This window comes from Variovorax sp. TLI9-5A, from assembly GCF_056867935.1.
Genome location: NZ_CP200310.1, coordinates 4,147,374 through 4,160,534 on the forward strand (window position 1 = coordinate 4,147,374; position 13,161 = coordinate 4,160,534).

Genomic DNA, 13,161 nt, shown 5'->3' on the forward strand with positions numbered 1-13,161 from the left:
CACCGTCCAGGGCACCCAGGTACGGGATGCCTCGGCACGGCGTGCGTGCTACGCTCAGCTCAGACCGGAACATCCAGGAAATTCGTGCTGTATTTCCTCGTCAGCGCATGAAAAACAACTCCCACATCGCGGTTCTCGACGACGAACCCGACATCACCGAACTGCTGGCCGACTACCTGCAGGGACATGGTTTCCGCGTCAGCCAGGTGCACGAGGGGCGGGCCCTGATGGCGCTCATGGAAACCGACCCGGTCGACCTCGTGCTGCTCGACCTCGGACTGCCCGGCGAAGACGGATTCGCCATCGCCCGCCGCATGCGCGAGAGCTGGCGCTGCGGCCTCATCATCGTCACCGGGCGCGGCGACGCGGTCGACAAGGTGGTGGGCCTGGAGGTGGGAGCGGACGACTACGTCACCAAGCCTTTCGACCTGCGCGAGCTGGTAGCCCGCGTGAAGGCCGTGCTCAGGCGGCTGGCGCCCGCCACGCCGGCACCGGCGGCTGCGGCACAGCCAGCGCCCCCCGACAAGCTGCGCTTCGCAGGCTGGCAACTGGACACGGGCTCGCGCAGCCTTCGCAACCCGCAGGGCGAGCGCGTGGTGCTGACCGGCGGCGAGTTCGACCTGCTGCACGTCTTCACGCTGCACCCGGGCCGCGTGCTTTCGCGCGACTTCCTGCTGGAGCACACGCGCGGACGCGAGGCCACGCCCTTCGACCGCACGATCGACGTGCAGGTCGGCCGGCTGCGCAAGAAGATCGAGGCGGACGCGGACGATCCGCAGCTCATCAGGTCGGTGCGAGGCGCGGGCTACATGCTGGTGCCGCCGGTTTCCCATGGCTGACCCTTCGGACAGCCCCCCTGTCCTGCCCCAGGCGCCCGGCGCGCCCATCCGGCGCCTGCCCTCGGGCATCGACGAAGGCAGTGTCTTCCGCTCGCTCTTCGTGGCCTATCCCGATTCGCTGCTGCTCGTGGACCAGTCCGGCAGCATCATGCTCGCCAACCCCTCGGCGGCGGCGCTGCTTGGCTACGCGGAGGAGGAACTGCTCGGGCTGAACGTCGAGGCGCTGGTGCCCGACAGCATCCGCCCGCGCCACGCTTCCTACCGCGAGGCGTATGGCCGCGCGCCCCGCCCTCGCCCCATGGGCACGCACATGGAACTGGTGGCCAAGCGCAAGGACGGCAGCGAAGTGATGGTCGAGATCGCGCTCAGCCCCCTGCAGAGCCACGGCCTGCCCTTCGTCGTGGCCGCCATCCGCGACATCGGCGCCTACCCGCGCGTCAAGCAGGCGCTGCAGCGCGCGCGCTACAGCGAGCACCTGGCCCAGCTCGGGCGACTGGCGGTCGATACGCGTGACCTGCAGGCGGTGCTGCAGCAGGTGCCCGAGATCATCACCCGTGCCCTGGAGGTCGAGGTGGCGATGGTCTGGCTGCTCGATGGCAACCGTCTCGAGTTCCGGGTGGCCAGCGGTGTCGGGCTGGTGCCGGGCGAGGAGATCGGCGCGCACGTCGCCAACCGCCCGGACACTCCGCCGGGCTTCGTCCTCTCGCAGGGCCGGCCCGTCGTGGTGCCCGACTACGCCGACGAGGCGCGCTTTCGCGTGCCTGCGGCCTACATCGACGCCGGCCTGGTCAGCGCGCTCGCCGTGCCGCTGTCCGACCGGGGGCGCGTGATCGGCATGCTGTCGGTGCGCTCCAGGGAGTCCAAGCGCTTCGGCGACGAGGAGGTGCGCTTTCTCGAGTCGCTGTCCAGCCTGCTCGCCACCAGCCTGCAGCGCGTGCAGACGGAAGAGGAGCTCAACCATGCGCAGCGGCTCGAGAGCGTCGGCCAGCTCACGGGCGGAATCGCGCACGACTTCAACAACCTGCTGACCGTCATCCAGGGCAACCTGCAGGTCCTCGAGGAACTGCCGGAGCTGGCGCACAGCAGCCATGCGCAGCGGCTGCTGGCCGCCGCCACCCGGGCGTCGCGCCGGGGCGCCGAGCTCACCGGCAAGCTGCTGGCGTTTTCGCGTCGCCAGGTGCTGCAACCCGTTGCCATCGACACGCATGCGCTGCTGCACTCGCTGGCCGACATGCTGCGCCGGACGCTGGACCAGCGCATCCGCATCGAGATCGACACCGCGCCCGGCCACCCGCTGGTGATGGCCGACCCGGGCCAGTTGGAGTCGGCGCTGCTCAACATCGCGATCAACGCGCGCGACGCCATGCCCGAGGGCGGCACGCTGCGCTTTCGCACCGAAATCTGCGAGACGCTACCGACGGGCCTGCGCAACGAGCGGAACAACCCCGGCAACAACGGCACCACGCATTTCGTCGCGATCTCCATCGCCGACAGCGGCACGGGCATGCCCGACGACGTGAAGGAACGCGCCTTCGAGCCCTTCTTCACAACCAAGGAAGCCGGGCGCGGCACGGGGCTTGGCCTGAGCACGGTGTACGGCTTCGTCACCCAGTCGCGCGGCGCCGTGTCGATCGACAGCAAGGTGGGCCAGGGCACCACGGTCACGCTCTACCTGCCGCAGCAGCAGGAGGAGATGGAAGAAGAATCTGATGCGCCCGCCGCCATGGAAGAGCCTCCGGGCAGCGAAGCGCTCCCCTCCGGACTGCGGGTGATGCTGGTCGAGGACGACTCCGAAGTCCGCAAGGTGGTCGAAGCCTTCCTGGCCGCGCTGGGCTGCGAAGTGGTCTCGGCCGCCACTGCCGACCAGGCCTTGTCCGTCCTGGATGCGGGAGCGGGCCCCTTCGACCTGCTGCTGAGCGACATCGCGCTGGGCGCGGGCATGCGCGGCACGCGGCTGGCGGCGGAAGTGCAGCAGCGCTTTCCGCAGATGGCGGTGCTGCTGATGTCGGGGTTCTCCTCGGAACTGCTGGACGCCGATCGCGAGGTGCCGCAAAGCTGGGAGCTGCTGCGCAAGCCGTATACGCGCTCCGACCTGGCGCGGGCCATGGCGAAGGTGCTGGCCGGGCGCATCTGACGCCCGGTCTCGGCGCTCGTCCTACTGCAGCATGGCCGGCACGGGCGCGAGGCAGCGCTGCACGAAGGCGCTCAGCGCGCCCACGTCGGGAATCTGCACGTCGCGGCGCCCCTTGGTCGCGAAGCCGATCACGTTGTCCCTCGCCAGCCGCGACAGCGCGCGGCTCACGCTCTCGAGCGTCATGCCCAGGTAGTTGCCGATCTCGGCGCGCGTCATGCGCAGCGTGATTTCGTCGCCGCGCATCCCGCGCTCGGTCAGGGTTTCGGCCCAGTAGCGCAGGAAATCGGCGACGCGGGCATCGGCCGGCAGCGTGCACACGGACATCAGCGAGTCCCTGTCGTGCGCGATCTCGCGGCTCATCGCGGCATGCAGCACCTGCAGCAGATCCGGATGCGCGGCACAGGTCGCCAGCAGGACTTCGTAGGGCACCACCCAGATCTCGCCGGTGTCCATGGCCACCGCGTCGCATGCGTAGCGTCCGCCGGCGATGCCGTCGAAGCCCAGCCAGTCGCCGCGGAACTTCAGGCCCACCACCTGCTCGCGCCCGTCGGCCGAGAGGTTCACGATCTTGAAGAAGCCCGAATTCAGGATGTAGAGATTGCCGAAGCGCTCGCCCGCCTGGTAGATCGTGTCGCCCGTGTGCACCACGCGCCGCTGCGGCTTGAGCTGCGCGCCCAGCAGCTTCAGCGTGTCCATGGTGTTGCGGCCCGCGCATTCCTGGCCGCCGGCGGGCAAGGTCGGGTTCGGGGAAAACTGCGCGGTGTTCGTGGGCGTGGTGTTGAGCATCGAGACTCCTTGGTGGGCTGTCGCGTTTGGATGAATCGATGCTAGGGAGCCATCGAAAATGCAATAGCAATGGCTTGAGTCCCGGCGTGACACTTGGTCAATGCAATGTGTCCGGCTTGTATCAGCGGCACGTGGCGAGACCTCTGTCACGCCGAAGCGGTCCGATGCCTTGACCTGAATCAAATGCGGTGCCGCCCGCATGCCTAACCTTGGCAAGTCACACATGACCCTTGCCATGCCCCCTTCCAACATCGCCCGCAGTCCGGAGGTCGAGCCACAGCTCTCGCCGCTGAGCGTGGCCAGCCTGCTGTCCCGGGCGCGCATCCTGCAGCGCGCCGCGCTCGGCGGGACCACCCGCCCGCAGCTGCGCGGCAAGAACCTGGGACTTCTCTGCGAGACACCGCCCGACGAAGCGCAAGTGCTGTTCCGCCGCGCCGCGGAAGAGCTCGGCGCACACGTGGCCGTGATGCGCTCGAGCCTCTCTGTGGCGAGTTCCCCGCAGGAAGTGCAGCACACCGCCCGCATGCTCGGCCGGCTCTACGAAGCCGTGGAATGCCAGGGGCTGGACCCCGTGCTCGTTCAGCGCATCGCGCAACACGCCGGCATTCCGGTCTTCGAGGGCGCCGCGATGAAAGACCATCCTGCCGACCGGCTCGCCGAATTGCTCGGGGACACGACCCCGCAGGCCGACAACCGCCGCTTCGTCCTCCAGGCGATGCTGCTGGAAGCCATCGGCTGAACGCCGCGGCGCCCGCCGCACCTGCGCTTGATCCAGCGCAATACGCGCTCCTCCACCCCTTCCTACAGTGGACTCCACGGCCGCCACGGCTGCGCCAGGACGACCGGCTCCGATCCATCCACAGCAAGGAATCCCTCATGAAGACCGATACCCAATTGCGCGACGACATCCAGGCCGAGCTGACCTGGGCCCCCGACGTCAAGTCCTCCGACATCGGCGTGATCGTCAAGGACGGCGTGGTCACGCTCACCGGCCATCTCTCCAGCTACGCCGAAAAGTACGCGGTCGAGCGCGCCGCACAACGCGTGTACGGCGTGAAGGCGCTGGCGATCGAACTCACGGTGAAGCTGCCTTTCGACAACCAGCGCACCGACGCCGACATCGCCCAGGCGGCCGAACGCGCGCTCGAATGGAACGTGCTCGTGCCCGACGGCAAGATCCACCCGATGGTCGAGAAGGGCTGGCTCAGCCTGAACGGCGAAGTCGAATGGGACTACCAGCGCAACGCCGCCGAGGTCGCCGTGCGCGACCTGATGGGCGTGACCGGCGTGTCGAACCTCGTGAAGGTCAAGCCCAGGGTGAGCCCCGCCGACGTCGAGAAGAAGATCCACGAGGCGCTCTCGCGCCAGGCCGACCGCGAGGCCCGCAAGCTCTCCATCTCGGTGGACGGCTCGCACGTCACGCTGCGCGGCACCGTCCACTCCTGGACCGAGCGCGACGCGGTGCAAGGCGCCGCATGGGCCACGCCGGGCGTCACGGTGGTGGTGAACGACCTGCTCGTGGACGCCTGAGATGCGCGTCGCGCTCGTCACCGGCGGGACCTCGGGCATCGGGGCGGCCACGGCCGAGGCCCTGCAGGCAGCGGGCTACCGCGTGGCGGTGAACTTCGCGAACCGCGCGCAGGCCGCGCAGGCCTTCGCCGCACGCACCGGCATTCCGGCCTTCTGCTGGAACGTGGCGGATCACGCCGCCTGCCAGGCCGGCGTCGCGCACGTGGAGTCCGAACTCGGCCCCATCGACGTGCTGGTCAACAACGCCGGCATCACGCGCGACACGATGCTGCACAAGATGAGCCTGGAGCAGTGGCGCGAGGTGCTCGATGTGAACCTGGGCGGCTGCTTCAGCATGTGCCGCGCCGTCATCGGCGGCATGCGCGAGCGCCGCTTCGGCCGCATCGTGAACATGGGCTCGGTCAACGGCCTGTCCGGGCAGGCGGGCCAGGTGAACTACGCGGCCACGAAGGCCGGGCTCGTGGGCTTCACCAAGTCGCTCGCGCTGGAAGGCGCCTCGCGCAACATCACCGCCAACGTGGTCGCGCCGGGCTACACCGACACCCCCATGGTGGAGGCGGTCGCGCCCGAGACGATGGCGAGGATCCTGTCGGACATTCCGGCCGGCCGCCTCGCCACGGCCGCCGAGATCGCGCGCGGCGTGGTGTTCCTCGTCGCGGACGAGTCGGCGTTCATCAACGGCATCACGCTGTCGATCAACGGCGGCAAGTACATGGCCTGAGGCGGCGACGCCCCTGCCTTCATCCTTTCCGGCGAGCCTGCCATGCACACCACGTCCCAGGCACACTCCGTCGACCCCGCCGAACGGCTCGCGCCGACCATGCGCGCCATGGTGCTGAACGCGGCCCTGCTGCCGCTGGAGCTCGAGCGGCGCAACATTCCGCAGCCCGGCCCGGGCGAACTGCGGCTGCGCGTGCTGGCATGCGCGGTCTGCCGCACCGACCTGCACGTGGTCGACGGCGAGTTGCCTCTGCCCGTGCTGCCCATCGTGCCGGGGCACGAGATCGTGGGCGTGGTCGAGGCCCTCGGGGCGGGCGTCGAGAGCCACCGCGCCGGCGACCGCGTGGGCGTGCCGTGGCTGGGCCACAGCTGCGGCTGCTGCGCCTTCTGCGCCGACGGCCGCGAGAACCTCTGCGACACACCGCGCTTCACCGGCTATCACCGCGACGGCGGCTTCGCGAGCCATGTGATCGCCGAAGCGGCGTTCTGCCTGCCGCTTTCCATGCCCGAAACCGACGCGGCCCGCATTGCCCCCCTGCTCTGCGCGGGCCTGATCGGCTGGCGCAGCCTCAAGGCCGCGGGCGACGGCGCGCGCCGGCTGGGCATCTTCGGCTTCGGCGCCGCGGCGCACCTCGTGGCGCAGGCCGCCGTCGCGCAGGGCCGCCAGGTCTATGCATTCACGCGGCCCGCGGACAAGGCGACGCAAGCCTTCGCGCGCAGCCTCGGCGCCGCCTGGGCCGGCGGCTCCAACGAAGTGCCGGCCGAAGCCCTGGATGCGGCCATCATCTTCGCGCCCGCCGGCGAGCTGGTGCCGGCGGCGCTGCGGGTCGTGCGCAAGGGTGGTCGGGTGGTCTGCGGCGGCATCCACATGAGCGACATTCCCGCCTTCCCGTACCGGCTGCTGTGGGAGGAGCGCAGCGTGGTCTCGGTGGCGAACCTCACGCGCGCGGACGCCCGGGAGTTCCTCGATTTCGCGCAGACGCACCCGCTGCAGGTTCATGTCAGGACCTACCCGCTCGCGCAGGCCAACGAAGCGCTGGCCGATCTGCGCGCGGGCCGCATCGAGGGTGCCGCGGTGCTCGTGCCCTGAACCTGCGGCACGGGTCGAAGCTTCGGTTCAGAGCTCCCGCGAGTCGCGGTACTCGGGCACGGTGCACGGCCAGCCGTGGCGCTCCTCGATGGCCAGCCGCAGCGCATCGGCAGCCACCGGCTCCCCGTGGGTCACGAACACCCGTCGCGGCGCACGCTGGCCATCGAGCCAGGCGAGCAGTTCGTCGTGGTCGGCATGGGCGGACAGCGTCTCCAGGTTCGCGACCTCCGCGCGCACCGGCACGTAGGCACCATGGATCTTGACCGCGTCGGCACCCGCCACCATGGCGGCGCCTCGCGTGCCGGCCGCCTGGAAGCCCGCGAAGAGGATGGTGTTGCGGGCGTCGGGCGCGTAGGCCTTCAGGTGGTGCAGCACCCGCCCGCCGGAGGCCATGCCGCTGGCGGACACGATGATCGACGGAAAGCCCAGCGTGTTCAGCCGTATCGACTCCTCGATCGTGTTGACGACGATGGTCTTCCCCAGCATCGTCGCGCACTGCTGCGCGCTCAGCCGGTGCTCGTCGCAGTGCTTCCTGTAGATGCGCGTGGCGTCGGTCGCCATCGGGCTGTTCAGGTACACCGGCATGTCCGGAATGCGATGCGCCTCCTTGAGCAGATGGATGCAGTGCAGCAGCGTCTGCGCCCGGCCGACGGCGAAGGCCGGTATCACCACGATGCCGCCGCGCGCGGCCGTGCGGTTGATCACGCCCGCCAGCTCTGCGAGCGTGTCGGTCGCCGGATGCCTGCGGCCTCCGTAGGTGGACTCCACCACCACGTAGTCCGCCGGGCTGGCGGCTTCGGGCGGACGCATCAGCAGGTCTTCGCCGCGCCCCAAATCGCCCGAGAAAAGAATGCTCGAACCGTCCCAGCCGACCCGCAGGCTGCCGGCGCCGAGTATGTGGCCGGCCCTGGACATCTGCCAGGACCAGCCGGGCCATGGCGAACACTCCTGGCCGAAGGGAACGGTCTCGAAGCGCCCGAGCGCGGTGCGCGCCTCCTGCTCGGTGTACAGCGGCAGCGCGGGCTTGTGCTTCGAGTGGCCGTGGCGGTTGGCATAGTCGGCGTCCTCCTCCTGCAGGCGGCCCGAATCCGGCAGCAGCAGCTTGCAGAGCTCCAGGGTGGCCTTGGTGCAGTAGACGGCGCCCTTGAAGCCGAGCCGGACCAGCGCCGGAACGAAGCCGCTGTGGTCGAGGTGCGCATGGGTCAACACCACCGCGTCGATGCTGGCGGGATCGACCGGCAGCACGTCCCAGTTGCGCAGGCGCAGCTGCTTGAGCCCCTGGAAGAGCCCGCAATCGACCAGCAGCCGCCGGCCGCCATGGCTCAGCAGGTACTTCGAGCCGGTGACGGTGCCGGTGCCGCCGAGGAAGTCGATGCGCATGAGGGCCTCAGTGGGACATCAGCACCGGCAGCGTCATCCACTGCAGCATGGACAGCGTGGCGCCGCCCATCACCCATTCGCGCGCCCTGTTGTGGCCGTAGCAGCCCATCACCAGCAGGTCGGAACTGAGGTCGGAGGCGAGGGACAGCAGCTTGTTGCCCACGTCGTCGTCCTTGTCGCCACCGGGATGCAGCCGGATGTCGTCGACGCCCTGCATCCGCAGGTAGGCCTGCAGGCTCTGCAGCGATTCGTTCGCGCCCTCGCCGTACGCGACGACGTCCACACGATCCGCCTTGCGCAGCCATGGCAGCGAGGCGCTCACGGCACGCGCGGATTCGCGCGTCTCCTTCCAGGCCACCAGCACGTTGCGGCCGATGTGGCCTATCGACCCCGCGTAGGGCAGCACCAGCGCAGGACGGCCGCTTTGCACCAGCACGCTGGGCAGGAAGTCGCCGGGGAGTTCGCCATCCATCGGGTCGTTGCGGTCGCGCTGCCCGAGGATCAGCAGGTCGGCGTACAGGGCACGCCGGCCGAAGCTCCACGGGCCGTCGCTCTCCGCCTCTGTCCAGTGCAGGCGCGGCGAGCCCGCGCCGTGCTCCATGAAGGTGGCGTGCATCCTGTCGCGCGCGTCCTTGTCGATCTCCTGCATGATCGCGACCGCCTCCGCGGCCGCCTCGATGGCGTACGGATAGCGCATGAGCGCGGACAGGGTGCACGGTTGCGCCGTGACCTCGGCCTCGAAGGTCTCGGCAAGCTCGCGGGCCAGCTTGATGCGCTCCACCGTGCGGGCCGAGCCGTCGAGGTGAAGCAGGATGGATTTCGGGGTATGCATGAGGAATCTCCTTGGGCTGGCGGATGTGATGCTCCAACCTTAGGTCCCCGCGTCACGGACGGTCTTGCGCTGCGTCAACCTCGCGCGACTCACTACCCTGCACCCGGAACTTGATCCATCTCAACGCCTACCGCCGATCGGGCGCGCAAGATTCCTCTCCAACCAACCTGGGAGACAGCCAAATGCCTTTCCTGTCAAAAAATATCGGAGTCCTCGACCGCGCCCTGCGCGTCGGCGTGGGCGTGCTGCTGATCGCGCTGGCAGTGGGAGGAACCATCGGCTTCTGGGGTTATATCGGTGTGGTGCCGCTGCTGACAGGCGTGGTCGGCAACTGTCCGGTCTACTCTTTCTTCGGCCTCAGCACCTGCCCGCGCAGCGGGCGCTGAGGGGCAGATGCGCCCGCATGGCCGTCTGATGAGGAATCGGGTGTCCGTCCATCTGCGGCTTCTCATCGTGCTGTGCGCGGCGCTCGGCATCGCCGCCGTTTGGCTCGCGCTTCAACTTTTGATCAAGTGGATCACTCTGGACTGAGCTTCGTGGAGATGGCGCGATGTGCATCAACCTGCAACGGAGATTCGCCACCACGCAGTTGCCGTACACGGAAGCCGATCTCGCAACGATCGACAAGCTTCGCATCCTCGAGGCCCCCGGCTACGTCGAGATGCTGTTTCCTGCTGCCCACGCGAACTTCGATGTCATCGCGCAGGCTCGGGCTGAGCGGCAGTGTCTAGGTGATGCTCAGGCAGCGGGTGGGTCGACTTTGCATCTCTTCGCTTCCCTCTGCCTGTTCCAGAAGCCGCTGCCGGAGAACTCCTACGAAGGGCCGGCATCCAGCAGCCTCGCGCGCAGCATGCCCTCGCGCAACGCCCTCGCAACATCGGAAGGCATGTGGGGCCTTGGATCGAAGTTGGTTGCTTCGCCTTCGCCGGATCGCGCGACGATGATGTCCTGCACGCCAGGCGGCAAGACATCCTCGGTCAACCGGGGAGCACCTACCGGCATCCATTCCACGCGCTGAAGATACAAATCGAAGCGCCCATGAAAGCCGAGCGGGAGCAATTCGCCGCGAATCTGCCGGACGGTTTGCCGATGACGCGGCCCGGGGTAGAAAGCCGATGTCCAGTGAAGGGTCACACGCGTGTCGTCAATGGAGGTCACGCGGGCACCAACGAAGACCGCGCCATCGGCGAACATGCGGAACTCCCCAAGCGCTTCGAAGTACCGGAACTGGCGATCGATGCGGTCCTGAACGCAGGCGATCGTGTAGCCGATCGACTTCGGCACAAGCGGCGTTTGGCAGGCGGTCCTCACACGCGCGCCGAGCGTTGTGCCCGCTGCGACTTCATTGGGCGCAGTCACGCTCCAATCGTGGAACACTGCCGTCACTGCCCGCGCTCGGCGGCAACCAATGGCGAGCCGATCTTCTCCAGCACATGCAAAGCGCTGGCCGATGCAGCTGAAAGAGGAGAGCGCAAGCGGATGTGCGTTGCACTGCTCTCGTGGGAAGGAAACGCCGCAGCCATGCGACGGCCGTTCTCCGTGACCTGCAGCACGGTCGCCATGACAGCCCTGCCTCTGGTGGCTGGCGTCGAGCCGAAAAGCACAGTCGCTCGCACGAGGCCGCCGAGAGCCAGAACTTCAATCTTCTCGATTTCATCGGGCGAGAAGGTATTGACCGGGAATGAACAGCCGATCAGGCGATGCAGCAACAGCATGGGCATGGGATTCCTCCCCAAACTGCCAGCGAAGACTGATTGTTGAGCGAGCCGACAGCAAACTCATCCTAAGACTGCGAAAGCATTAAAACTACGATAGAAATTTCTTCCAGTAGAGAAAAAGCTATCAAAGCTTCACGTCGGGGGGAGGCAGCGATGGTTTTACGAGGGCTCGATCGCACACGATCCACGCAATGCATCCGGTCACAAATTCCATCTGACATAACCCATGGCTCGATGATGGAAGAGCTATCCTCGATTTTCTTTCTATCTGAAACAGCGCCTACCCTAGGGCTGTGAATAGCCGTCAACTAATTCGCGAAGGACGCAAGCGCCTCCAGATGAGCGAGCAGCAATTTGCTGACGCGCTGGGGGTGAGCCGTGGCGCAGTACAGCAATGGGAAAAACAAGGCGGCACAGCTCCCAAGCGAGCCAACCAGGCACGTGTGGCCAAGCTGCTTGGGATTTCCGTTGCCGAACTGGTCTCAGGCGTGTCTGCGGGCGCACGAGGGGCCGACGTGCGCGCTGAAGTTCCCCTGGTTTCCGAGGTCGAGGCGGGCAACTACACCGTCATCGACAACTACAAGCCTACGACGCAGTTCGACTCGATTCCAGTGAGCGTGCCGGTCAAGAGGCATACCTACGCGCTGCGGGTTCATGGCGACAGCATGGTGAGCGAAGCCGGCGACTCTTTTCCCGCCGGCTCCATACTGATCGTCGAACCGGAGATGGAAGCTGTCCCGGGCGACTACGTCATCGCGGTGAACGAATCCAACGAGACAACGTTCAAGCAGCTCGTGAAAGACGGCGGAGACCTTTATCTCAAGCCGTTGAACAGCCGATACCCCCTCAAGCCGCTGGGCAGCGCCCGGGTCATCGGCGTGGTGCGCGAGTTCACCAAGCGTTTTCGATAAACCTCGCCAGAAAAGCACCGTGTTGTAGATAGATTTCCTGCACACGGATATATTTTTCATCCTGACGCAGCGATGCCCCCAGCTCATTCGGGCAAGGCATGGGCCGCGGTGAAAGGATCGAAGCATGGTTCCCCCGCGGCTGCCCCTGACGGGCACTGGTTCTGAGCGACCGGGAAATCTCGCAGGAAACCAGGAATCGGGACTGTCCCGCTCATCGCGCAAGCCGGCGGGAATGAAGCTGGTCCTGCCGCAGCAGTACCAGAATCGATTTGAATTCGTGTTCTACGTCGAGCAGTGTCTCGATGGCCAGACAGTCGTTTGCAGGGCCGAAATCTTCGAGCACTCCGTCCTCAAGGCCGTCTTGCAGGTCGTGGACACGAAGCGCACACGCCCGGAAGTCTTCGATTTGGTCCTGGCCCGCTGCATTCGTTGGGCGGACCTCCGGATTCACGGCGCAGCACGTTCCTGACTCACCCGAGAACCGCAGCCCTCGGGCTTGCCCCCCGCTACCACCCGACTCAATGGCACCAGGCGTCGATCTGGCGAACGAGGTCCGACCACAGGGCCTGCACCGCCACGGAGGCCAGCAGCACGCCGGCCACCCTTGCCCCCCAAGTCTGGCGCCCCTCGACACCGGCCAGCCGCAAACGCCGCCAGAGCCACGGCCCGATCACCAGCGAAAGGCCGCTCCCGACGGCGAACAGCCCCATCAGCGCCGCTCCCTCGACGGCCCCGTTTCCCAGGCCTGCCAGCATCAAGGCCGAATAGAGCAGCCCGCAAGGCAGCGCCACCCAGAGCAGCCCGGTGGCAAGCACGCCCAGCCCGGTGCCGCCCGCATGCGGACGAAGGCGCGATTCGAGCGAGCGGCCGATGCGCCGCGCCCACAGCGGCTGCCGCCCCGTGACGGCCAGCATCGCGCCCCAGGCGAACACGAAGACGTGCAGCAGCACCCACAGCGGCCGCAGTGCGGCGACCTGCGCACTGGCCAGTGCCAGGCTGTCGACGCTGGCGGCCGCGACGGCACCCGCCGCCGCGTAGCTCGCGATGCGGCCGACATGGAAGGCACCGGGCGCGGCGAGCGCCGGCATGGCGCCCTGCCCCGCGGCCGGGAGCGGCACGATCCGTATCACGGCCGACGAGGCGGCGCCGCACATCGCCACGCAGTGCGGCCCGCCGGCAAGGCCCATGAGCAGTGCGGCACCGGCGAGCGCGAGTTGCATG

15 protein-coding genes are annotated in these 13,161 nt (G+C 67.7%); 9 read left to right on the top strand and 6 right to left on the bottom strand.

The genetic code is table 11. The features are described 5' to 3' along the window. Positions 1-107: 107 nt before the first annotated feature. Together AC1VNX_RS19595 and AC1VNX_RS19600 are read left to right on the top strand one after the other, a co-directional pair. A complete protein-coding gene (locus tag AC1VNX_RS19595) occupies positions 108-839 on the top strand; it encodes a response regulator (protein WP_483158560.1) in 732 nt (243 codons plus the stop codon). Beyond that, entirely contained in the window at positions 832-2,973 is a 2,142-nt protein-coding gene (locus tag AC1VNX_RS19600) for a PAS domain S-box protein (RefSeq protein WP_483158562.1), read from the top strand. Before AC1VNX_RS19595 ends, AC1VNX_RS19600 begins: the two co-directional genes overlap by 8 nt. A gap of 21 nt (positions 2,974-2,994) precedes the next feature. Here the strand turns inward: AC1VNX_RS19600 and AC1VNX_RS19605 are convergent, their stop codons facing one another. Further along, positions 2,995-3,759 (bottom strand): Crp/Fnr family transcriptional regulator, encoded by a 765-nt coding sequence (locus tag AC1VNX_RS19605; protein ID WP_483158564.1) that lies wholly within the window; start codon positions 3,757-3,759, stop codon positions 2,995-2,997. Positions 3,760-3,982: 223 nt separating this feature from the next. On the opposite strand from AC1VNX_RS19605, the gene AC1VNX_RS19610 reads away from it, so the two are divergent. From AC1VNX_RS19610 to AC1VNX_RS19625, 4 genes are all read left to right on the top strand, one after another. Continuing rightward, on the top strand, positions 3,983-4,498 hold the full coding sequence (locus AC1VNX_RS19610; RefSeq protein ID WP_483158566.1) for a Rossmann-fold NAD(P)-binding domain-containing protein: 516 nt from the start codon (positions 3,983-3,985) through the stop codon (positions 4,496-4,498). A gap of 137 nt (positions 4,499-4,635) precedes the next feature. Beyond that, the gene (locus AC1VNX_RS19615) at positions 4,636-5,289 is read left to right on the top strand and encodes a BON domain-containing protein (RefSeq protein ID WP_483158568.1); all 654 of its coding nucleotides are present in this window, start codon (positions 4,636-4,638) and stop codon (positions 5,287-5,289) included. 1 nt (position 5,290) lies between these two features. Next, positions 5,291-6,010, top strand: coding sequence for an acetoacetyl-CoA reductase (gene phbB / locus AC1VNX_RS19620; RefSeq protein ID WP_483158570.1), 720 nt, complete (start codon positions 5,291-5,293; stop codon positions 6,008-6,010). 99 nt (positions 6,011-6,109) lie between these two features. Beyond that, entirely contained in the window at positions 6,110-7,099 is a 990-nt protein-coding gene (locus AC1VNX_RS19625) for a zinc-dependent alcohol dehydrogenase family protein (protein ID WP_483161988.1), read from the top strand. 27 nt (positions 7,100-7,126) lie between these two features. Here the strand turns inward: AC1VNX_RS19625 and AC1VNX_RS19630 are convergent, their stop codons facing one another. Together AC1VNX_RS19630 and AC1VNX_RS19635 are read right to left on the bottom strand one after the other, a co-directional pair. Then, on the bottom strand, positions 7,127-8,479 hold the full coding sequence (locus AC1VNX_RS19630; protein WP_483158572.1) for an MBL fold metallo-hydrolase RNA specificity domain-containing protein: 1,353 nt from the start codon (positions 8,477-8,479) through the stop codon (positions 7,127-7,129). Positions 8,480-8,486: 7 nt separating this feature from the next. Beyond that, entirely contained in the window at positions 8,487-9,311 is an 825-nt protein-coding gene (locus tag AC1VNX_RS19635) for a universal stress protein (protein WP_483158574.1), read from the bottom strand. Between the two features lie 110 nt (positions 9,312-9,421). On the opposite strand from AC1VNX_RS19635, the gene AC1VNX_RS19640 reads away from it, so the two are divergent. Further along, the gene (locus AC1VNX_RS19640; RefSeq protein ID WP_483158576.1) at positions 9,422-9,697 is read left to right on the top strand and encodes a YgaP family membrane protein; all 276 of its coding nucleotides are present in this window, start codon (positions 9,422-9,424) and stop codon (positions 9,695-9,697) included. A gap of 427 nt (positions 9,698-10,124) precedes the next feature. Here AC1VNX_RS19640 and AC1VNX_RS19645 read toward each other — a convergent pair whose 3' ends face one another. Both AC1VNX_RS19645 and AC1VNX_RS19650 read right to left on the bottom strand, forming a co-directional pair. Then, positions 10,125-10,670, bottom strand: coding sequence for a hypothetical protein (locus tag AC1VNX_RS19645; protein WP_483158578.1), 546 nt, complete (start codon positions 10,668-10,670; stop codon positions 10,125-10,127). Between the two features lie 23 nt (positions 10,671-10,693). Continuing rightward, on the bottom strand, positions 10,694-11,032 hold the full coding sequence (locus tag AC1VNX_RS19650) for a hypothetical protein (protein ID WP_483158580.1): 339 nt from the start codon (positions 11,030-11,032) through the stop codon (positions 10,694-10,696). Between the two features lie 290 nt (positions 11,033-11,322). Between AC1VNX_RS19650 and AC1VNX_RS19655 the strand changes: the two genes are divergently transcribed. Continuing rightward, positions 11,323-11,940: a LexA family protein gene (locus AC1VNX_RS19655; RefSeq protein ID WP_483158581.1), complete on the top strand. Its 618-nt coding sequence runs from the start codon at positions 11,323-11,325 to the stop codon at positions 11,938-11,940. 232 nt (positions 11,941-12,172) lie between these two features. Beyond that, a complete protein-coding gene (locus AC1VNX_RS19660; protein WP_483158583.1) occupies positions 12,173-12,409 on the top strand; it encodes a hypothetical protein in 237 nt (78 codons plus the stop codon). Between the two features lie 49 nt (positions 12,410-12,458). On the opposite strand, the gene AC1VNX_RS19665 is transcribed toward AC1VNX_RS19660, so the two are convergent. Further along, positions 12,459-13,160, bottom strand: coding sequence for a sulfite exporter TauE/SafE family protein (locus AC1VNX_RS19665; protein ID WP_483158585.1), 702 nt, complete (start codon positions 13,158-13,160; stop codon positions 12,459-12,461). Position 13,161 lies beyond the last annotated feature (1 nt).